Genomic DNA, 18,978 nt, shown 5'->3' with positions numbered 1-18,978 from the left:
GGCGGCACGGCACATGGGTGTCCCGCAACCCTCGGGGATTCTTCCCAGCGAAGGTTAACGAGTGGTGCTGTGACAGTGAATAGTAGCTGCTGCCCGACGCCGGGCGGGGGTGAACGGCGGGTGACGTCGCATCCGCCCCTCTACGCTGTGGATATGGAACAACCGCAGCTCTCGCTGCTCGCGCTCCTGGCAGGCCTTCTCATCGGGGCCGCGGTGGTCGGCCTCATCGCCGGAGCCATCCGCGCTCGCAACCGCACTCTGGCTCAGACCTCCACCGAGGTGCCGGAGGGCGTGGAGGCCATGCTGGATGCGATGGACGACCCCGCCTTCGTGTGCGACACCTCGTCGACCGTGCTGGCGCTCTCGCCGGCGGCGGAGGTCTTCGGAGTCCACGCGGGCGAGGTGATCGCCAGCGAAGAGCTCAAGCGCGTCGCCCGCGTCGCCCGTGACACCGGCTCCGGCATCGCCGAGAACCTGCGCCTGCGCCGGGGCGCGGCCCCGGCCGAGCCGAGGCTGGTCGCGGTGCGCGCCACCCCCATCTCGGGACGACTGACGCTGCTGGTGCTGCGCGACATCACCGAGCGCGAGCGCGTCGAAGAGATGCGGCGCGACTTCGTCGCCAACACCAGCCACGAACTGAAGACGCCCGTCGGGGCGGTGAGCCTGCTCGCCGAGGCCATCGAGTCCGCCGCCGACGATCCCGCCCAGGTGCGTCACTTCTCGACGCGCCTGCAGGCCGAAGTGACCCGGTTGAGCGCGCTGGTCAACCGCATCCTGAGCCTGTCGCGCCTGCAGGCGGCCGACGAGCTGCGCGACGTGCGGGATGTGTCGATCGACGAGGTCGTGACCGCCGCGGTCGAGGCGTATGCGGTGCAGGCCGACGCCGCCCAGGTGACGGTGGTCCGCGGCGGCACGAAGGGGCTGTGGGTGCGCGGCGAGCCGCAGATCCTCACCGAGGCGCTCGGCAACCTGGTCGCGAACGCGATCGCGTACTCCCCGGAGGGGTCCAAGGTCGGCGTCGGGGTCAAGCTCGACGACGGGGTCGTGGAGATCGCCGTCACCGACCGCGGGATCGGCATCCCCGAGAGCGACCAGCACCGGGTATTCGAGCGCTTCTACCGCGCCGACCAGGCCCGCTCGCGGCGCACCGGGGGAACGGGTCTCGGCCTGTCCATCGTGAAGCACGCGGTGCAACGGCACGGCGGCGAGGTGCGTCTGTGGTCCCGGCCCTCCCGCGGCTCGACCTTCACCATCCGCCTTCCGCTGTCGGAGACACCCGATCTCGACGGCGTCCGTTCCAAACCGCGTCGCAAGGGCCGCAAGGCCACCGCAGCGATCGCCCCACCCGTGAAGGGAGACACCGCATGACCCGCGTTCTGATCGTCGAGGACGAGCCCGACCTCGCCGACCCGCTGGCCTACCTCCTGCGCCGCGAAGGGTACGAGGTCGAGATCGCCGAAGACGGCGCGCTCGCGCTCACCGCCTTCCGCGAGCGGGGAGCGGACATCCTGCTGCTCGACCTGATGCTCCCCGGGATGCCCGGGACCGAGGTCTGCCGCCAGCTCCGTCTGACCTCGCAGGTGCCGATCATCATGCTGACCGCGAAAGACTCCGAGGTCGACATCGTGGTGGGCCTGGAGCTCGGCGCCGACGACTACGTCACGAAGCCGTACTCCACGCGCGAACTGCTCGCGCGGATGCGGGCGGTGCTGCGTCGCCGCACGCCCGATGACGCCGATCTCGACGACCGGGTGCTCTCGGGTGGGCGCGTGGTGCTCGACATCGACCGGCACACGGTCGCCGTGGACGGGAGCGAGATCAGCATCCCCCTCAAGGAGTTCGAGCTGCTCGAGGTGCTCATGCGCAACGCCGGTCGCGTGCTCACGCGCGGTCAGCTCATCGACCGCGTCTGGGGGACCGACTACTTCGGCGACACCAAGACGTTGGACGTGCACATCAAGCGCATCCGCTCGCGCATCGAACAGAACCCGAGCGAGCCCAGCATGCTCGTCACGGTGCGCGGCCTCGGTTACCGCTTCGAGGCCTGACGCCGGTCGGACTCACCACGAACGACGAAGGCGCCGACGGAGAACCGTCGGCGCCTTCGTCGTTCGTGTCAGGACGCGGGGGTCGCGGAGGGCGACGGCGTCACGGTCGGCATGACCGGGATCGGGGTCACCGAGAACGACGGAGTCGGCGTCGGGGCGAGGGGGGAGAGGTACTCGAGAGCCCCGTCGAGCACGGGCACCTGCATGAGCGAGCCCTCGCCGTCGCCGGACTGGAAGTACACGGGCACCGTCGTGCCGGGCATCGCGTCGATGCCGTCGAGACGCAGCGGCTCGGTGTCGCTGGTGAGGTCGCCCAGGCTGACGGTGCGGTTCGCCGGCACGTTCACGGTCGCCTTGACGGCCGAGGAGCCCTCGCCGACCTCGACGCGCAGCGTGAGCGGGTCGGTGGTGTCGTTGACGATGGCCGCGACGAAGTTGCCGGTCGTGCCCTCTTCGTCGGCGACGATGAGGGCGTTGCGCACGTGCAGCGGGCCCGCGGCGGCGGGCACGTTCACGCCGTCGGAGGCGGAATAGTCGATGGTGGTCGCCTGCGGTGCGATGAGGTTGCACCCCGTCGTACCCAGGACGACAGCGGCACCCACGGCGATGGACGCGATCAGGCGCGTTTTCACGGATCCTCCAAGAACGGCAGACGACATCGGAATCATCCTACGCGGTCCGCGGTGGCGCCCCGGTCCCGCCTCCCGCCTCGCGTACGCGGGAGCGAGGGGTGGCATCACGGTGGGCGGAACCTTAGCGCATGCGGGCCTGTGGTATCCTGGATGTTGCCGAAAGGACATAACTCCATGCTTTTTGAGGTTGGCGAGACCGTCGTTTACCCGCACCATGGCGCGGCCACGATCATCGAGGTCAAAGAACGCGTTATCAAGGGCGAGACGAAGAAGTACCTGAAGCTCAACGTCACCCAGGGAGACCTCGTGATCGAGGTCCCTGCCGACAACGTCGACCTCGTCGGCGTCCGTGACGTCATCGGCAAAGAGGGTCTCGACCGTGTTTTCGAGGTGCTGCGCGCGCCCTTCACCGAGGAGCCGACCAACTGGTCGCGTCGCTACAAGGCGAACCTCGAGAAGCTCGCTTCGGGCGACGTGATCAAGGTCAGCGAGGTCGTTCGCGACCTGTGGCGCCGCGATCAGGATCGCGGCCTGTCGGCCGGCGAGAAGCGCATGCTCGCCAAGGCGCGCCAGATCCTCGTGTCGGAGCTCGCTCTGGCCGAGAAGACCGACGAAGACCGTGCGAGCGTCGTGCTCGACGAGGTCCTCGCGTCCTGACGTCTTCGACATCGGCGCGCGTCCTGCGGGGTGCGCGCCGACCGTCGTCGTGGGCGCTGCGAACGCGCGGCCGCGCTAGCGTGAACGGGTGACTCTCACTCCGGTTCCGCGTCTCGCTGTCATCGTCGTCGCCGCCGGTTCCGGCACCCGTCTGAAGGGTGGTGCGCCCAAGGCCTTCGTCGGCCTCGACGAGCGCAGCATCCTCCACCACGCTCTCCGTGGCGTCTTCGCGGCCGCCTCCGCGCAGGTCGTCGTCGTCGTGCCCCGCGGGTTCGAGGGCGAGGCTCTGACCGACGCGCGCGATGCCGCCGGTGAGCGCGCCGACCTCGTCACGATCGTCACGGGTGGCGAGACCCGCCAGGCGTCGGTGGCCGCGGGACTCGCGGCGCTGTGGGCCGACGTGGAGATCGTCCTCGTGCACGACGCGGCCCGCGCGCTCACGCCCCCCGCGGTGTTCGACCGCGTGGTGGGCGCGATCGATGCGGGGGCCGCCGCGGTGATCCCGGCCGTGCCGGTGGTCGACACGATCAAGCGCATCGACGCCGAGGGTCGCGTGATCGCGGCCGTGGACCGTTCCGAGCTGGCGGCGGCGCAGACCCCGCAGGGGTTCCGTCGGAACGTCTTGGAGGCTGCCCTAAGTGACGCGGAGGCCGACCACACCGACGACGCCGCGGCCGTGGCATCCGCCGGTCACCCGGTTGTGACGGTGGAGGGAGACGCGGTGGCGTTCAAGATCACGACGGCGTCCGACCTCGACCGCGCGCGATCACTCGTCTCCGAACGCCCATCGATCGTCGCCGCCCCGACGCGGGCTCCGCGCGGGCCCCAGGTGGGCATCGGAACCGACGTGCACGCCTTCGGGGGCGAGGGCACGCTGTGGCTCGCGGGCCTCGAGTGGCCCGGAGAGGCCGCCCTCTCGGGACACTCCGACGGGGACGCCGTCGCCCACGCGATCGTCGACGCTCTGCTCGCCGCCGCGGGGCTCGGCGACATCGGGACGCATTTCGGGACCGACCGCCCCGAGTTCGCCGGTGCCCACGCCGACGCCTTCCTCTCGCACACGGTCGGGCTGCTCTCGGCCGCGGGCTGGCGGGTGGGCAACGTCTCGGTGCAGGTGCAGGCGAATCGGCCCCGTTTCGCCGCGAGGCGCACGGAGGCGGAGCAGGCGCTCTCGGCTGCGGCCGGCGGGGCGCCCGTCTCGGTCAGCGCCACCACCACCGACGGGCTCGGATTCACCGGGCGCACCGAGGGTGTGGCCGCATTCGCGACCGCGCTCGTGCTGCCGGCCTGAGCCTGCGGGTCAGAGCCGCCGCGTCATGAACGTCGACAGCGGGTCGGGAGCGTAGGGCGGAAACGCCGGGCACTCCTCGAATCCCTCGCTCGCGTACAGCCGGCGCGCGGGGACGAAGTCGTCGGTGCTGCCGGTCTCGAGCCAGAGGCTGCGGATGCCGCGCTCCTGCGCGTCCTCGACGATGTGACGGAGGATGGCGCGACCGATGCCCTGACCGAGGAACGCCTCGACCACCCGCATCGACTTCAGCTCCGCGCGATCATCGCCGAGGTCTTTGCAGGCCCCGATACCGGCGAGCTCGTCGTCGACCCACGCCGACCACACCGTGATGCCGTCGGCGGTGAGACCGTCGAGATCGAGGGCGTGCACGCTCTCGGCGGGGGTGTTCTCGTGCATCCCCGCGAGGTGCGCGGCCGCCAGTGCGCGCGTGGCATCGGAGGTGAGGTCGTCGGGGCGGATCAGCAGAGGCACCCCGGCACCCTAGCGGGGTCGTGTTTCACGCACGGGTCGTGCGGAGGGGCGGCCGGTAGGCTGGGAGGGTGACCGTTCGGCTGTATGACACGAAAGCGCAGGCTCTGCGCGAGTTCGTCCCTCTCGACCCCTCGAACGTCACCCTCTACGTCTGCGGACCGACCGTCCAGTCCGGTCCCCACATCGGTCACGTCCGGGCGGCTCTCGCCTTCGACCTGCTCCGCCGGTGGCTGCACCACCGCTTCGGGCGGGTGACCTTCGTGCGCAACGTCACCGACATCGACGACAAGGTGCTCGCGAACGCCACCGAGACTGAGCCGTGGTGGGCGCTGGCCTATCGCATGGAGCTCGAGTTCTCGCGGGCGTACGCGGCCGTCGGCATCCTTCCGCCCACCTACGAGCCGCGCGCCACCGCGTCGGTGACGCAGATGCAGGAGCTCATCGCCGAGCTCATCGAGCGCGGCCACGCCTACGCCGCCGAGGGCGACGTGTACTTCGACGTGCGCTCCTGGCCCGCGTACGGCGAGCTCACGCGACAGGGCCTGGATGCCATGGAGCCCGCCGCGGACGCCGATCCCCGGGGCAAGCGCGACCCGCACGACTTCGCGCTGTGGAAGGGCGCGAAAGAGGGGGAGCCGGCGTCGGCGACGTGGGCCTCGCCGTGGGGTGCGGGTCGCCCCGGCTGGCACATCGAGTGCTCCGCGATGTCGCGGCGCTACCTGGGCCCCGAATTCGACATCCACGGCGGCGGCCTCGACCTGCGATTCCCGCATCATGAGAACGAGATCGCGCAGTCCACCGCCGCAGGCGACGCCTTCGCGAGGTACTGGGTGCACAACGGCCTGGTCACCGTGGACGGGCAGAAGATGTCGAAGTCGCTGGGCAACTTCACCCTGGCCGCCGACGTGCTCGACGATCACGATCCGCGCGTCGTTCGATACGCCCTCGCGGCCGCCCACTACCGCTCGAGCCTCGACGTGTCGGACCGGGCCTTCGCCGAAGCCGCCAGCGCGCTCGAGCGCATCTCGACGTTTCGCCAGCGCGTCCTGCGCGCAGCCGACGCCGATCCGCTCGTGATCGTGCCGGGCGAGGTCCCCGCGGAGTTCGCCGCCGCCATGGACGACGACCTCGGGGTGCCCCAGGCGCTCGCGACGCTGCACGAGACCGTGCGCGCCGGCAACGCCGCGATCGACGCGGGAGACACCGCCGCCGCGGTCGCCGCTCATCGCTCGGTTGCGGCGATGCTCGGCATCCTGGGATTGGATGCCGCCGAGCCCGCCGTCGCCACCGGTGCTGCGGACGCCGCACTGGACGCCCTCGTGCGGGAGATGATCGCGCAGCGCGCCCGCGCTCGCGCCGACAAGGACTGGGCTGCCGCCGACCGCATCCGCGATGCCGTCGCCGCCGCCGGAATCACGCTGGAGGACACTCCGGCCGGAACCAATTGGAGTATCGATGCCTAAGCCAGGACGCCCGGGAGCACGCAACCCCGGCAAGAAGAAGGGCCCCCTCAAGGGCACCGGCGGGCACTCCCGCAAGGCGCTCGAGGGGCGTGGTCCCACCCCCAAGGCCGAAGACCGCGCCTGGCACCCCGCCGGCAAGCGCAAGGCCGCCGAGGAACGCTACGCGGCCGCCGGTGGCAAGGGCCGGCCCGGTGTGCGCGCGGTCGGCAACCCCAACCGCAAGAGCCCCAAGGCCGCCGACGACACCGAGACGGTCACCGGCCGTAACTCCGTGCTCGAGGCCCTGCGCGCGAAGATCCCCGCCACGGCGATGTACATCGCGCAGCGCGTCGAGATGGACGACCGCGTGAAGGAGATGCTCTCGATCGCGACGAACCGCGGCATCCCCGTCCTCGAGGTGACGCGGCCCGAGCTCGACCGCATGGCCGGGTTCGACGGCGTCCACCAGGGCGTCGCGCTGAAGGTGCCGCCGTACGCGTACGCCCACCCGCAGGATCTGCTCGAGAAGATCATCGACCGCGGTGAGGTGCCGCTGCTCGTGGCCCTCGACGGCGTGACCGACCCGCGCAACCTCGGTGCCATCATCCGCTCCACGGGTGCCTTCGGCGGTCAGGGCCTGATCATCCCGCAGCGTCGTTCGGCGAGCGTCAACTCCGCCGCGTGGAAGACCAGTGCCGGTGCCGCCGCGCGCATTCCGGTCGCTCTCGCCGCGAACCTCACGGCCACGCTCAAGGAGTTCAAGAAGCAGGGCGTCTTCGTGCTGGGACTCGACGGCGACGGCGACGTGTCGCTCCCCGCCCTCGAGCTCGCCGACCGTCCCGTCGTGATCGTCGTCGGATCCGAGGGCAAGGGTCTGTCGCGCCTGGTCACCGAGACGTGCGACCAGGTCGTCTCCATTCCCATCTCCGCCGCCACCGAATCGCTGAACGCCGGTATCGCCGCATCCGTCGCCCTGTACCAGGTGTCGACGCTGCGCGGCACGGTCTGACTCCCCGAGAGGAACGCTCATGCCCCGCATCGCCGTCATCGGAGGCACCGGCTACGCCGGCAGCCACATCGTGACCGAGGCCGTCCGCCGCGGCCACACGGTCGTCTCGATCGCGCGCACGGTACCCACCGAGCGCGTCGAGGGGGCGACCTACCTCGAGGGCACCGTCCTGGACGTTCCGGGCCTGGTCGCCCAGCTCGAGGGCGTCGACGTGGTCGTCTCGGCCGTCGCCCCCCGCGGCGACATGGAGGGCAAGCTGCGCCCCGCCGTGGCGGAGCTCGTCGCGGCCCTGCCGGAGAACGTGCGCATCGGCGTCGTGGGCGGGGCGGGCGGATCGCTCGTCGCCGAGGGCGGGCCACGCCTGATCGACACCGACGGTTTCGCCGAGGAGTACAAGCCCGAGGCGCGCGAGGCCATCGGCATCCTCGAAGACCTCCAGGCCGACGACACCGGCCGGGACTGGTTCTACGTGCACCCGGCCGGCGGCTTCGGCTCCTGGGCGCCGGGGGAGCGCACCGGCACCTACCGCGACGGCGGCGACGTGCTCGTCGTCGACGACAAGGGCGACTCGTTCATCGGCGGGGCCGACTTCGCCGTGGCCGTGCTCGACGAGATCGAGACCCCGAAGCACACGCGAGAGCGCTTCACGGTCGGCTACTGAGCCGTCGCGACACCGAGGCCGCGGCATCCCGGATCTGATCCCGGATGCCGCGGCCTTCGCCGTGCGGCCGCGCGTCGCCGCTCTGCGCAAGGGCGCACGATCGCCGCGAGGTGACACCTTGCGGCGGTGGCGGAACGCGGGGTCTCGGACCCACGGTGCGACCTCGCGGATGGAGGATGGCCGCGGCGTCGGCGACGCGCGGGCGGCTCAGACCAGGTCGCGCCAGTTCACCGCGTCGGTGTCGGTCGTCGGGACCTCTCCCGTGGCGGGAGCGTCGGCGTCGGAGACCGTCGGGAGCGACATCGTGTCGGTCGGCGGACCCATGACGGTCGCCTCGTCGCGGCGGTGGCGCAGAACGTCGTCGATGTACGAGCTGACGACCTCGGCCAGGGGCACGGACCGGCCGCGCGCCTGCGACATGTACCAGCGGTGCTCCAGCACCTGGTGGAACACCTCGGCGGGCTCGAGCTTGGCGCGCAGGTCCCACGGGATCGCCATGACGATCGGCTCGAACACGCGCGTGAGCCATTCGTGCGCGACCATCTCCTCGTCGGCGCCGAGGCGCGACACCCGAGCGCGGAACTCGTCGAGGTCGTTGAGCAGGCGGCGGGCCTGATTCTCCTCGACGTCGAGCCCGGTCAGCCGCAGCAGACGGCGCTGGTGATGCCCGGCATCCACGACCTTCGGCTGGATCGAGACCTGTGTCCCGTCGCTCGCGGTGCGGATCGACATCTCGCCGATGTCGAAGCCCAGGGCGTTCAGGCGGTGCACGCGCTCGGTGATGCGCCACGACTCGTCGACAGCGAACGTCTCCTTGTCGGTGAGGGCTCCCCACAGCGAGTGGTACGAGGCGACGAGGCCGTCGGCGATGGCGATGGCATCCACACCGCCCTCGAGACGCCCGCCGGCCTCGAGGTCCATGATCTCGCCGGCGATGTTGGTGCGGGCGATGTCGAGGTCGTGTGCGCGCTGGCCCGGGCTCAGGCGGTTGCCGTGCAGCTCACCGGTCTCGGCATCGACGAGGTAGGCGGCGAACTCGCCCGCGTCGCGACGGAAGAGGGTGTTCGACAGCGACACGTCGCCCCAGTAGAACCCGACGTTGTGCAGCCGCACGAGGAGGACTGCCAGAGCATCGACGAGGCGCGTCGCGGTGTGCGGTCGCAGCACCTGCGTGAACAGGGCGCGGTAGGGGAGCGAGAACTTCAGGTGCGCGGTGACCAGGGCCGCGGGCAGCGGGCGTCCCGAGGCGTCGGTGCGCCCCGCGATCACCGCGACGCGGTCGACGCAGGGAGCGTCGAGACGGTCGAGGTTGCCGAGCATGTCGTACTCGCGTCGAGCCATCTCCTCGGTCGTCTCCTTGATGGCCACGACGCGACCGGAGAGGTTCGCGAAGCGCACGAGGTGACGCGAGATGCCCTTGGGCAGGGCGACGATGTGGCTGCTGGGCCAGTCGGCGAGGCCGGTGGACCAGGGCAGCTGCAGGAGGCCCGGATCGACGGTGCTGGCGGTGATGCTGAGCGATTCGGACACGGGAACCTCCGGTGAAAACGGTGCGGCGCGCCCCCGGCCCGACGAGGTCGGGGTTCCGGGGACGCGCCGCGTCGGTGCGTGGGTCAGGCCGAGGCGATGGCCCGGTCGGTCAGGCGCTCGCCCGACTCGAGGTCGAACACGTGCACGTGTCCGGGGACCGGGGCCAGAACCACCGTCTCGCCCGCGTTGGGGTGACGACGACCGTCGACGCGCGCGACCAGGTCGGTGCGCTTGCCGTTGATGTCGGTGTGACCGTAGAGGTAACCGTCGGCGCCGAGCTCCTCGACGAGGTCGACGACGACCGTGAGGCCGCGGCCGTCGGCCGGGGCGACCTGGATGTCTTCCGGACGGACACCGATCGTGACCTCGGAGCCGTGCGCCTTGCCGATGGTGTCGGCCTCGACCGGGACCACCATGTCGCCGAACTGGACGCCACCCTCGGCGAGGTCCGCCGTGAACAGGTTCATCGCGGGCGAGCCGATGAAGCCGGCGACGAAGACATTCTTCGGGGTCTCGTACAGATCGCGCGGGGTGCCGACCTGCTGGAGCAGGCCGTCCTTGAGGACCGCGATGCGGTCGCCCATGGTGAGGGCCTCGGTCTGGTCGTGCGTGACGTAGACCGTGGTGACGCCGAGGCGGCGCTGGAGGGACGCGATCTGGGTACGCGTCTGGACGCGGAGCTTGGCGTCGAGGTTCGACAGCGGCTCGTCCATGAGGAAGACCTGGGGCTGACGGACGATCGCGCGGCCCATGGCGACGCGCTGACGCTGACCACCCGAGAGGGCCTTGGGCTTGCGGGTGAGGTACTGCTCGAGGTCGAGGAGCTTGGCGGCCTCGAGGACGCGAGCGGCGCGCTCCTCCTTGCCGACACCGGCGATCTTGAGCGCGAAGCCCATGTTCTCGGCGACGGTCATGTGCGGGTACAGCGCGTAGTTCTGGAAGACCATCGCGATGTCGCGGTCCTTCGGGGGCACGTCGGTGACGTCGCGGTCGCCGATGAGGATGCGGCCCGAGTTGACCTCTTCGAGGCCGGCGAGCATGCGCAGCGAGGTGGACTTTCCGCAGCCCGAGGGACCGACGAGGACGAGGAACTCACCGTCTGCGACGTCGAGGTTGAGCTTGTCGACCGCGGGGCGGGTTCCGCCCGGGTACAGACGGGTTGCGTTGTCGAAGGTGACGGACGCCATGTTTTCTTCTCCTTCACCGGCAGGTACGTGCCGGACGATCCGTAGTGAATGGAATGAACGGGGGCGACCCCGTGCGCCCGACAGTGGACGCAGGGTCAGTATCGCACGTGTCTGGTCATTTCTCAGCCAGCCTGGTTAGCATCGTTGATCGTTCGCCCCACCCGCGCGTTCCCCCCGATTTCATGCGGCAGACGTTTATGCCCGGAAGGTTTCATGTCCCACGACCAGTCCCCGAACGTTCCCGCCGAACGCGACCGTCGCGAGGCGGTGCGTGAGAAGGCGCAGCAGGTGAAAGCCAAGCAGACGCGCTGGCGCATCGCGCGCCGCTCGTTGCTGGCCGTCGGGGCCGTCGCGGTGATCGCCGTGGGAGCGGTCGGCGTCTCGGCCGCGTTGAACTCGCGCGAGGCTCGCTCGCAGGCACTCCCCGACGCCGCGACCGACGACGGTTTCGTCGTGACCTCGGCATCCGGTGTCGCCGACCCCCTCGCCGACCAGACGGTCGACGGCAGCGCCGCCACGATGTCGGCGGATGCCGCGCCCACGGCCGCTGCGACGCCGGAGCCCGCCGCGACCGCCGCTCCCGTCGACATCCGCGTGTACGTCGACTACATGTCGACCGAGGCGCACGAGTTCCAGGCGGCCAACGCGACGCAGCTGTCGAAGTGGGTCGACGACGGCGCGGCGACGCTCACGTACTACCCGGTCGCGATGCTCACGTCGAAGTCCAACGGCACGAAGTACAGCCTGCGTGCGGCGGGCGCGGCCGCGTGCGTCGCGACCCACGCCTCCGACCGCTTCTTCGCCTTCAACCACGAGCTGCTCACGAACCAGCCCGCGGTGGATTCCGACGGATACAGCGACCAGCAGCTCGCCGACATGGCCCAGGGCGCCGGTGTCAGCGACGTGGCGACCGTGCGCGGCTGCATCGAAGACGAGACGTACACCTCGTGGGCGAAGGCCGCGACCGACCGCGCCATCAAGGGTCTGCCCGGCACCGATGGTCACGCGCTCACCGCGACCCCGACGGTCCTCGTCAACGGCACGGAGTACGTCGGCAACATGGATGACGCGAAGGAATTCGCCCAGTTCGTGCTCACGGTCGACAGCAACGCCTACTACTCCACGGCGACTCCCACCCCCACCCCGTCGACGACCCCCGCGGGTTGATCGCGCCGCTGCGACGCAGCGACTTATGAGATTCTGGTGAAATGGAAGACGAGCTCGAGGACTCCCCGCCGCGGCGGTCCCGTGATCAGCTGCGAGCGTGGGTCGAGGAGTTCCTCACGCAGGGTCATGCCATGACCGGCACGATCAAGGTCGTCGACCAGGAAGACGCCGACGGGCAGGACACCGGTCTGGTCGTGATGACCATGCGCAACACCACGGCGTCGGTCTACATGCAGCCGCGCGGCTACGACGACCCTCTGTGGGAGGCGACGCTCACCGCGCGTCCCGACGACCTCACGCTCAGCCCCCACGACATGGCGAGCCTCGCCGCCGAGCTGGTGATCGCCGGCAACCTCTGCTCGTTCCTGCAGTTCAAGTCGCTCGAGTGGGATCGACACAGCGGCCGGCACGCGGAGTGAGCGCGTCGAGGTCATAGACTCGATCGCCGAGGCGATGATCGCCTCCCGCCGGCTTGGCGCAATTGGTAGCGCACCGTACTTGTAATACGGGGGTTGCAGGTTCAAGTCCTGTAGCCGGCACCTCACCCACGGAACGACCCGGGCGTCCGGCGCTCAGGACCCGTGACGCGCGGTCCACTCCCGGAACGGCGCCGTCGCGTCATCCACCCGGACCTGCTCGGCGGGCAGCGACCGGTGCTCCGGAGCCTTCGCGTACTCGTCGTAGAACGTCGCCAGCGACATGAGCCGGTTGCCGTCTTCGTAGTGCTCGCCCTCCTCCTCGCGCGTGACGGCGAAGAAGAGGCGGTCGGGCTGGGCGTAGTAGACGGCGCCCAGGCACATCGGGCACGGATAGGCCGTGACGTACATGTCGTAGCCGGACAGGTCGCCGATGCCCTTCTCGGCCGCGGCGCGGATGGCGCGGATCTCGGCGTGGGCGGTGGGATCGCCGTCCTGCGCGACGTGATTGACCGCCTCGACGACGATCTCCCCGTCCTTGACGATGAGACAGGCGAAGGGCTTGCCTCCGGCGTCGACGTTCTCCTGGGCTCGCGAGACGGTGAGGGCGGACAGTTCCTGGTGGTTCATGGCTCGACGCTAGGCGGCCGCCCGCCCGGCGTCGGGGGCTGGGCTCCCGGGGGCAACCGTGCTACCGCCTCCGCTGGTTCACGAGAGGGCGTTCGCGAGCGCGACGAGGAAGACGCCGGCCGCGGCGATCGTGACCAGCCCCGCGAGCAGGGCGCCGGCGATCGCGATCGGCCGCAGGGGGCCGGGCCGCGCGCCGCTCTCCCAGGCGAACAGGAGGGCCGCGACGCCGACGACGAGCATGATCAGGTCGCCCACGAGACCGGCCGGTGCCCACACGACGCTCGCCATCGCCGCCAGCCCGGCGAGCAGCGCCAGGACATGGCGCACGTGATTGCCGGGCGGGGCGGCGTCGGAGCTCATGGCGGGGCTCGTCAGCGCGGCTGCACGCGCAGCCATCGCGTCCCGTGCGCACCGAGGGTCAGCCCCGCCCCCAGCCAGACCGGCGCGGACGAAACGAGGTCCAGGGCCTCGGGCGCCAGGCCCGACAGGGTCACTCCGTCGATCTCGACGGCCGAGTCGGCGACGTTGGCGACGACGAGGACGGCGAAGCCGGTGTCGCCGGGGCGGAGGAAAGCGACGATCGACGGAACGTGCGCGTCGAAGGCGATGAGCTCGTTGCCCGCGAACTCCGGGGTGGAGCGGCGCACGTCGAGCAGGCGCGAGAGACGGGCGAACACGCGTCCGGCCGGGGTCGCGGCATCCGCCCGGTCCGCGTAGTTCTGCGCGGGACGGAACGGACGGTGCACCCACCGGCTGTCGCCCGCTTCCTCGGGGCGGTCGGTGTAGCCGTAATCGTTGAGCTGGGCCACCTCGTCTCCGAGGTAGAGCAGCGGGATGCCGCCGGTCGACAGGGCGAGCGCGTGGGCGAGGATGACGCGGTCCTCGCCGCCGGCGTCGCCGGCCTCGATCCCGGCGAGGGCTGCCGTGGTGCCGGTGACGCGGGCGTCGCCCGTGCGCGGGTTCTCCTGGAACGGCACGCCGCGCGCGAACGTGCCGGGGGCCCGACCCACGTAGAAGTCGTTCAGGAACCGGCGGTGCGGGTGGCCGTCGATGCCGAGCTCGGCGGCGTCCTCATCGGCGAAGGTCCAGCCGATGTCGTCGTGGCTGCGGACGTAGTTGACCCACGCCGTGCCCTCGGGCAGGGCGTGCCGACGCTCGAGGGCCTGCTGCAGCAGGCGTCCGTCCCGGGTGGCGAGCGCCTCCCACGTGAGGGCCATCTGCAGCGGGTTGTAGGAGAGCTGGCACTCCTCGGGGGAGATGTAGGAGACGACCTCGTCGGGGTGCACGATCGCTTCCGACTTGAACAGCAGTCCCGGGGCGGCCATCCGCAGCACCGCGTTGAACGCCTGCAGCAGCAGATGCGCCTCGGGCAGCGACTCGCACGTTGTGCCCAGTCGCTTCCAGATGAAGGCCACGGCATCCATCCGGAGGATCCCCACGCCCTGGTTCGCCAGGAACAGCATCTCGCCGGCCATCGCCTCGAAGACGGCGGGGTTGGCGTAGTTCAGGTCCCACTGGAAGTGATAGAACGTCGCCCAGATCCAGCGCCCGTCGTCGAGCTGCACGAACGAGCCCGGGTGGTCGTCGGGGAAGATCTCGCGCGTCGTCTGCTCGTAGGCGTCGGGCATCTCGCGGTCGGGGAAGATGAGGTAGAAGTCCTCGTATCCGCGCTCGCCGGCGATGGCCTTCTGCGCCCAGCGGTGCTCGTTGCTGGTGTGATTGAAGATGAAGTCGACCACGAGCGAGATGCCGGCCCGGCGCAGCTCCGCGGCGAGCTCGGCCAGTTCGGCCATCGTCCCCAGCGTCGGGTTCACGCGACGGTAGCTGGACACCGCGTAACCGCCGTCGCTGTTGCCCTCGGGGCTCTCGAACAGCGGCATGAGGTGCAGATAGGTGAGGCCGAGCTCGCGGAAGTACGGAATGGAGTCCCGGATGCCGCTGAGCCCGCCCGCATAGCGGTCGACGTAGCAGACGCCCCCGACCATGCGCTCGCTCTCGAACCACTCGGGGTCGCTCTCGCGCGCGCGGTCCAGGGCCTTGAGGTCGGCGGGACGCGCCGCCCAGGAACGCCGTGCCAGATCGACCACGGATGCCAGACGCTCGAAGCCGTCGACCCGCTCGCCGTAGAGCTGGGTGAACAGGTCGTGCAGACGAGGGAGGTGCACCTCGGCGTTCGCCAGGAATTCGCGGTCGACGTTGTCGGCGGTGAGATCGGCGAGGATCGCGGAGACGTCATGGGAGGTGCGCGGGAGCTGTGTCACGAGGGAAAGCCTGACGCATGCCGGGGCCTCTCGTCGACGGCGGCCCGAGAGCGGACCGACCCTGGTGGCGCATCGGCTCTTCCAGCGCCTCGCCGTACGATCGAGGGTGGACCCCGAGCGGGGGAGCGAGGGGAGAGCGGTGTCGGAGCGCGGAACCGTCGGCATCGCCGTCGCCGGAGCAGTGCTCATCGGCGCCCTCACGGCTCTCCAAGCCCGCATCAACGGCACCCTCGGAGCCGAGATCGGCGACGGGTTCGTCGCCGCCGCGATCTCCTTCGGTTCGGGATTGCTCATCCTCATCGTGCTCTCGGCCGTGCTGCCGCAGGGGCGCCGCGGGTTCGGACGCCTCGTATCCGGCATCCGGTCGCGCACGATCCCCGCGTGGATGCTGCTCGGCGGTCTCGCGGGGGCGTTCACCGTCGCGAGCCAGGGGCTGACGGTGGCGACGATCGGAGTCGCCCTCTTCACGGTCGGCTTCGTCGCCGGGCAGACCACAGGCGGGTTGGTGCTGGATCGTGTCGGGTTCGGGCCGGCGGGTGTCGTGCCGGTGACGGTCCGACGCGTCGTCGGCGCGCTGCTGGCCATCGCCGGGGTCGTGGTGTGCCTGTCGGGGGACGCGCTCGGCGGCGTCCCCCTCTGGATGCTCGTCGTACCGGCGATCGCCGGTGCGGGCGTCGCCTGGCAGCAGGGGACGAACGGGCGACTGCGCGTGCGCGTGGAGAGCCCGCTGACCGCGACGCTGGTGAACTTCATCGGCGGCACCGTGGTGCTGCTCGTGGCGGCGTCGGTGCACGTCGGTGTCGTGGGCGCTCCCCGCGTCGTGCCGACGGAACCGTGGCTCTACGTCGGCGGAGCGGTGGGCGTGATCTACATCTTCCTGTCGGCGGTGGTCGTGCGCCGCACGGGCGTGCTGCTGCTGGGGCTCGGGTCGGTGGTCGGCCTGCTCACCACCTCGGTGCTGCTCGACGCGCTGTGGCCCGCTCCCGCCGCCCCCGCGACGGCGGTGGCGCTGCTCGCCGCAGCGGTCGCGATCGCCGGGGTCGCCGTGGCCGCCGTCCCGTGGAGGCGCCGGAGTCGCTGAGTCCCGTACGGGACGGATGCCGTGGACCCGCCGTTCGGCCCTGCCCGGCCGCGGCCGGTCGGTTTCGCCCGCCCCGGCCGTGGGGCGGCGAGATCACCCGCCGAGAACGCGACGACGCCGCCGACCGGAGCCGGCGGCGTCGGGGCCGTTCGATCGTGCGCGTCAGAGGCGCGCTTCGTCGACCTTGCGCTTCTTCTTGCCTCCCGGCATGCGGGAGAGGTGCTTCGCGGCATCCACCGTCTTGCGTCGCACGGGCCGCGACATCTTCGGCTTGCCGCCGACGTAGAGCCAGCCCAGCAGCACCTCGTGCTTCGCCAGCCCGTGCGCCTTGGCGAGCACCCTGTGGCGGGTGTTGTCGTCGGTGCGCCAGAACACCCCGAATCCGGCCTCGTCGAGCACGAGGCTCAGCATGTGGGCGACACCGGATGCCACGGCCTCCTGCTCCCACGCGGGGATCTTCTTCGAGCCGAGATCGGCCACCACCGCGATGATGAGCGGCGCGCGACGCGGCTTGGAGGAGTACCCCTTCTTGCCGTCCGCCTTGTTCAGCGCGCGCGCGAGGAGATCGCGATCGGCGCCGCGGATCTCGATGAGTCGCCACGGCTTAAGGCTCTTGTGGTCGGCGACGCGACCGGCCGCGGCGACGAAGGCCTCGAGCTCGGGGCCGGTGGGGGCGAGGTCGGTGACCTTCGACCACGACCGGCGGTCGCGCATCGCCTCGAGGGCGCTCATGCCTCGTCGGCGGGGGAGTCGGCGGGGGTGAAGTTCAGCGACAGCGAGTTCATGCAGTAGCGGTCGCCCGTGGGGGTGCCGAAGCCGTCGGGGAAGACGTGGCCCAGGTGCGAGCCGCAGTTCGCGCATCGCACCTCGGTGCGCTGCATGCCGTGGCTGTTGTCGTCGAGAAGCTCGACCGCCTCCGGCCGCACCGACTCGTAGAAGCTCGGCCACCCGCAGTGCGAGTCGAACTTCGTGCCGCTGCGGAACAGCTCGTTGCCGCACGCGGCGCAGGTGTACAGGCCGGCGCGGCTCTCGTCGAGCAGCTCACCGGTCCAGGCGCGTTCGGTGCCCGCCTGGCGCAGGACGGCGTACTGCTCGGGGCTGAGTTCGGCGCGCCACTGGTCGTCGGACTTGTCGACGGCGTAGGTCATGTGTTCTCTCCTTCGTCTACCTCCATTGTCTCGTGCCGGGCGCCGGTCAGGTCGTGCTGCGATGATTCGACGGTGGATCAGGATGCCGTGGACGCCGTCATCGAACGCTACGGGCGGTTCGCCCGCGACGAGGCGCCCGGCAGATCCGCGGTCTACGAAGCGTGGGCGCGTCGAGTGGTGGACGATCCCGCGGTCGCGGCGGCCCTCGCACCGATCCCCGACACCCGTCGTCAACCCCCGCTGGTCTTCGCCGTGATGCGCGTGCTGGGGGCGCCGATGGGCGACGTCGACGCGTGGGCGCGATGGGTGGTCGCCAACGCCGAACGGGTCGCCGCGCAGTGCGCGGCGCGCAGCGTGCAGACGAACGAGCCGTTGCGGTGCGCGGCGCTGCTGCCGGCACTCGCTCGCATCGAGGGACCGATCGCGCTGCTCGAGGTCGGCGCGAGCGCCGGGCTGTGCCTGTACCCCGACCGGTATTCGTACCGGTACCACCGGGGAGACGAGCTCGTGGCCCTGGATCCCGTGGACGGTCCCTCCGCCGTCGAACTGCACAGCGACCTCACCGGCGACCCGGCGCTGCGGATGCCCGAGATCGTCTGGCGCGCGGGGATCGACCTCCACCCCCTCGACGCCCGCGATGAGGACGACAGGGGGTGGCTCGAGGGTCTGGTGTGGCCGGGGGAGGAGGGGCGCCGCGAGCGCATCGCCTCCGCTCTCGACATCGCCGCCGCGGATCCGCCGCGACTCGTGTCGGGCGACGGTGCCGAGGCCCTGCCCGCGCTCGCCGCCGACGCGCCGACGGGCGCCACGCTCGTGGTCACGACACCGGGGGTGCTGGCGCACGTGCCGCGCGCGCGACGCGGCGCGATCATCGCCGCCGCCCGGGCCGCGGGCCGCTGGGTGACACTGGATGCCCCCGCGCTCCACGACGGGTGGACGAGCGTGCCGCGTCGGGGGCGAGGCGGTTTCGCCCTCGCCCTCGACGGCGAGGTGCTGGCCGAGGTGGATCCGCTCGGCGCGTGGGTGGCGTGGCATCCGGGGCGGACGGCGGCAGCGCAGTAGCGTGGCCGCGTGCCTCTTTCGGACCGCGATCTCGCCTTCCTCGCCTTCGAGGGTGAATGGCGGCGCCACGCGGGTGCGAAGGAGGAGGCGATCCGCGCCGAGTTCGGCCTCACCCCCGCTCGTTATTACCAACTGCTCGGACGGTTGATCGACACTCCTGAGGCCCTCGCGCACGATCCGATGCTCGTGCGGCGTCTGCGGCGGCGGCGCGACGACGGGGCCGCCCAGCAGCGCGCGCGGCTGGGCCGGACGGCCGCCCGCTGACGGGGCGCCCCGGCGTCGACC

General features: G+C 71.0%; 21 protein-coding genes and 1 tRNA gene. 13 read left to right on the top strand and 9 right to left on the bottom strand.

What is annotated here, in order from left to right:
- Positions 1 to 153 precede the first annotated feature (153 nt).
- Positions 154 to 1,368 (top strand): ATP-binding protein, encoded by a 1,215-nt coding sequence (locus tag Q0818_RS08120; protein WP_298873434.1) that lies wholly within the window; start codon positions 154 to 156, stop codon positions 1,366 to 1,368.
- A complete protein-coding gene (locus tag Q0818_RS08115; protein WP_298873432.1) occupies positions 1,365 to 2,048 on the top strand; it encodes a response regulator transcription factor in 684 nt (227 codons plus the stop codon). Before Q0818_RS08120 ends, Q0818_RS08115 begins: the two co-directional genes overlap by 4 nt.
- A 68-nt stretch (positions 2,049 to 2,116) precedes the next feature.
- Here Q0818_RS08115 and Q0818_RS08110 read toward each other — a convergent pair whose 3' ends face one another.
- On the bottom strand, positions 2,117 to 2,707 hold the full coding sequence (locus tag Q0818_RS08110; RefSeq protein WP_298873431.1) for a DNA modification methylase: 591 nt from the start codon (positions 2,705 to 2,707) through the stop codon (positions 2,117 to 2,119).
- Between the two features lie 147 nt (positions 2,708 to 2,854).
- Between Q0818_RS08110 and Q0818_RS08105 the strand changes: the two genes are divergently transcribed.
- Together Q0818_RS08105 and ispD are read left to right on the top strand one after the other, a co-directional pair.
- A complete protein-coding gene (locus tag Q0818_RS08105) occupies positions 2,855 to 3,337 on the top strand; it encodes a CarD family transcriptional regulator (protein ID WP_056229249.1) in 483 nt (160 codons plus the stop codon).
- Between the two features lie 88 nt (positions 3,338 to 3,425).
- Complete coding sequence (gene ispD / locus Q0818_RS08100) at positions 3,426 to 4,628, top strand: 2-C-methyl-D-erythritol 4-phosphate cytidylyltransferase (protein WP_298873430.1); 1,203 nt, start codon at positions 3,426 to 3,428, stop codon at positions 4,626 to 4,628.
- A 9-nt stretch (positions 4,629 to 4,637) separates the two neighbouring features.
- Here the strand turns inward: ispD and Q0818_RS08095 are convergent, their stop codons facing one another.
- On the bottom strand, positions 4,638 to 5,099 hold the full coding sequence (locus tag Q0818_RS08095; protein WP_298873429.1) for a GNAT family N-acetyltransferase: 462 nt from the start codon (positions 5,097 to 5,099) through the stop codon (positions 4,638 to 4,640).
- Positions 5,100 to 5,167: 68 nt separating this feature from the next.
- Here Q0818_RS08095 and cysS point away from each other — a divergent pair, with 68 nt between their 5' ends.
- Genes cysS through Q0818_RS08080 form a run of 3 tightly spaced genes read left to right on the top strand, consistent with a single transcriptional unit; the run spans position 5,168 to position 8,211 of the window.
- The gene (cysS, locus tag Q0818_RS08090; RefSeq protein WP_298873428.1) at positions 5,168 to 6,562 is read left to right on the top strand and encodes a cysteine--tRNA ligase; all 1,395 of its coding nucleotides are present in this window, start codon (positions 5,168 to 5,170) and stop codon (positions 6,560 to 6,562) included.
- On the top strand, positions 6,555 to 7,550 hold the full coding sequence (gene rlmB, locus Q0818_RS08085) for a 23S rRNA (guanosine(2251)-2'-O)-methyltransferase RlmB (RefSeq protein ID WP_298873427.1): 996 nt from the start codon (positions 6,555 to 6,557) through the stop codon (positions 7,548 to 7,550). The genes cysS and rlmB overlap by 8 nt, the downstream gene beginning before the upstream one ends.
- Before the next feature lie 19 nt (positions 7,551 to 7,569).
- A complete protein-coding gene (locus Q0818_RS08080) occupies positions 7,570 to 8,211 on the top strand; it encodes an NAD(P)-dependent oxidoreductase (protein ID WP_298873426.1) in 642 nt (213 codons plus the stop codon).
- A 207-nt stretch (positions 8,212 to 8,418) separates the two neighbouring features.
- Here the strand turns inward: Q0818_RS08080 and Q0818_RS08075 are convergent, their stop codons facing one another.
- Together Q0818_RS08075 and ugpC are read right to left on the bottom strand one after the other, a co-directional pair.
- Positions 8,419 to 9,741 (bottom strand): DUF4032 domain-containing protein, encoded by a 1,323-nt coding sequence (locus Q0818_RS08075; RefSeq protein WP_298873425.1) that lies wholly within the window; start codon positions 9,739 to 9,741, stop codon positions 8,419 to 8,421.
- A gap of 83 nt (positions 9,742 to 9,824) precedes the next feature.
- A complete protein-coding gene (gene ugpC / locus Q0818_RS08070; RefSeq protein ID WP_298873424.1) occupies positions 9,825 to 10,928 on the bottom strand; it encodes a sn-glycerol-3-phosphate ABC transporter ATP-binding protein UgpC in 1,104 nt (367 codons plus the stop codon).
- A 213-nt stretch (positions 10,929 to 11,141) separates the two neighbouring features.
- On the opposite strand from ugpC, the gene Q0818_RS08065 reads away from it, so the two are divergent.
- From Q0818_RS08065 to Q0818_RS08055, 3 genes are all read left to right on the top strand, one after another.
- Positions 11,142 to 12,095 carry a thioredoxin domain-containing protein gene (locus tag Q0818_RS08065; RefSeq protein WP_298873423.1) on the top strand — a complete coding sequence of 318 codons (954 nt, stop codon included), beginning with the start codon at positions 11,142 to 11,144 and terminating at the stop codon, positions 12,093 to 12,095.
- A 41-nt stretch (positions 12,096 to 12,136) separates the two neighbouring features.
- Positions 12,137 to 12,514, top strand: a complete 378-nt coding sequence (locus tag Q0818_RS08060) for a hypothetical protein (RefSeq protein WP_298873422.1) — start codon at positions 12,137 to 12,139, stop codon at positions 12,512 to 12,514.
- A 47-nt stretch (positions 12,515 to 12,561) separates the two neighbouring features.
- Positions 12,562 to 12,634: transfer RNA gene (locus tag Q0818_RS08055), tRNA-Thr, on the top strand.
- 33 nt (positions 12,635 to 12,667) lie between these two features.
- Here Q0818_RS08055 and Q0818_RS08050 read toward each other — a convergent pair.
- The 3 genes from Q0818_RS08050 to Q0818_RS08040 form a co-directional block, all read right to left on the bottom strand.
- The gene (locus Q0818_RS08050) at positions 12,668 to 13,141 is read right to left on the bottom strand and encodes a nucleoside deaminase (protein ID WP_298873421.1); all 474 of its coding nucleotides are present in this window, start codon (positions 13,139 to 13,141) and stop codon (positions 12,668 to 12,670) included.
- A gap of 78 nt (positions 13,142 to 13,219) precedes the next feature.
- Positions 13,220 to 13,501, bottom strand: coding sequence for a hypothetical protein (locus Q0818_RS08045; protein WP_298873420.1), 282 nt, complete (start codon positions 13,499 to 13,501; stop codon positions 13,220 to 13,222).
- Between the two features lie 11 nt (positions 13,502 to 13,512).
- On the bottom strand, positions 13,513 to 15,363 hold the full coding sequence (locus Q0818_RS08040) for an amylosucrase (RefSeq protein WP_298874219.1): 1,851 nt from the start codon (positions 15,361 to 15,363) through the stop codon (positions 13,513 to 13,515).
- A gap of 178 nt (positions 15,364 to 15,541) precedes the next feature.
- On the opposite strand from Q0818_RS08040, the gene Q0818_RS08035 reads away from it, so the two are divergent.
- The gene (locus tag Q0818_RS08035) at positions 15,542 to 16,483 is read left to right on the top strand and encodes a DMT family transporter (protein WP_298873419.1); all 942 of its coding nucleotides are present in this window, start codon (positions 15,542 to 15,544) and stop codon (positions 16,481 to 16,483) included.
- 162 nt (positions 16,484 to 16,645) lie between these two features.
- Here the strand turns inward: Q0818_RS08035 and Q0818_RS08030 are convergent, their stop codons facing one another.
- Both Q0818_RS08030 and msrB read right to left on the bottom strand, forming a co-directional pair.
- Complete coding sequence (locus tag Q0818_RS08030) at positions 16,646 to 17,215, bottom strand: nitroreductase family protein (protein WP_298873418.1); 570 nt, start codon at positions 17,213 to 17,215, stop codon at positions 16,646 to 16,648.
- On the bottom strand, positions 17,212 to 17,631 hold the full coding sequence (gene msrB, locus Q0818_RS08025; protein WP_298873417.1) for a peptide-methionine (R)-S-oxide reductase MsrB: 420 nt from the start codon (positions 17,629 to 17,631) through the stop codon (positions 17,212 to 17,214). Before msrB ends, Q0818_RS08030 begins: the two co-directional genes overlap by 4 nt.
- A gap of 72 nt (positions 17,632 to 17,703) precedes the next feature.
- Between msrB and Q0818_RS08020 the strand changes: the two genes are divergently transcribed.
- Together Q0818_RS08020 and Q0818_RS08015 are read left to right on the top strand one after the other, a co-directional pair.
- Positions 17,704 to 18,693, top strand: a complete 990-nt coding sequence (locus Q0818_RS08020; protein ID WP_298873416.1) for a DUF2332 domain-containing protein — start codon at positions 17,704 to 17,706, stop codon at positions 18,691 to 18,693.
- A gap of 9 nt (positions 18,694 to 18,702) precedes the next feature.
- On the top strand, positions 18,703 to 18,957 hold the full coding sequence (locus Q0818_RS08015) for a DUF3263 domain-containing protein (RefSeq protein ID WP_298873415.1): 255 nt from the start codon (positions 18,703 to 18,705) through the stop codon (positions 18,955 to 18,957).
- The last annotated feature ends 21 nt before the right edge of the window (positions 18,958 to 18,978 follow it).

The organism is uncultured Microbacterium sp. (assembly GCF_947489255.1).
Lineage (GTDB): Bacteria > Actinomycetota > Actinomycetes > Actinomycetales > Microbacteriaceae > Microbacterium > Microbacterium phycohabitans.
This window is presented reverse-complemented; position numbering and strand designations above follow the sequence as displayed.

Bases quoted from the DNA above. Each gene is read 5' to 3' on its own strand.
- Q0818_RS08105 (WP_056229249.1), top strand. From the start codon at position 2,855: ATGCTTTTTGAGGTTGGCGAGACCGTCGTTTACCCGCACCATGGCGCG.
- Q0818_RS08030 (WP_298873418.1), bottom strand. From the start codon at position 17,215: ATGAGCGCCCTCGAGGCGATGCGCGACCGCCGGTCGTGGTCGAAGGTC.
- ugpC (WP_298873424.1), bottom strand. From the start codon at position 10,928: ATGGCGTCCGTCACCTTCGACAACGCAACCCGTCTGTACCCGGGCGGA.
- Q0818_RS08120 (WP_298873434.1), top strand. From the start codon at position 154: ATGGAACAACCGCAGCTCTCGCTGCTCGCGCTCCTGGCAGGCCTTCTC.
- msrB (WP_298873417.1), bottom strand. From the start codon at position 17,631: ATGACCTACGCCGTCGACAAGTCCGACGACCAGTGGCGCGCCGAACTC.
- Q0818_RS08110 (WP_298873431.1), bottom strand. From the start codon at position 2,707: ATGTCGTCTGCCGTTCTTGGAGGATCCGTGAAAACGCGCCTGATCGCG.
- Q0818_RS08050 (WP_298873421.1), bottom strand. From the start codon at position 13,141: ATGAACCACCAGGAACTGTCCGCCCTCACCGTCTCGCGAGCCCAGGAG.
- Q0818_RS08115 (WP_298873432.1), top strand. From the start codon at position 1,365: ATGACCCGCGTTCTGATCGTCGAGGACGAGCCCGACCTCGCCGACCCG.
- rlmB (WP_298873427.1), top strand. From the start codon at position 6,555: ATGCCTAAGCCAGGACGCCCGGGAGCACGCAACCCCGGCAAGAAGAAG.
- Q0818_RS08045 (WP_298873420.1), bottom strand. From the start codon at position 13,501: ATGAGCTCCGACGCCGCCCCGCCCGGCAATCACGTGCGCCATGTCCTG.
- Q0818_RS08065 (WP_298873423.1), top strand. From the start codon at position 11,142: ATGTCCCACGACCAGTCCCCGAACGTTCCCGCCGAACGCGACCGTCGC.
- Q0818_RS08060 (WP_298873422.1), top strand. From the start codon at position 12,137: ATGGAAGACGAGCTCGAGGACTCCCCGCCGCGGCGGTCCCGTGATCAG.
- Q0818_RS08080 (WP_298873426.1), top strand. From the start codon at position 7,570: ATGCCCCGCATCGCCGTCATCGGAGGCACCGGCTACGCCGGCAGCCAC.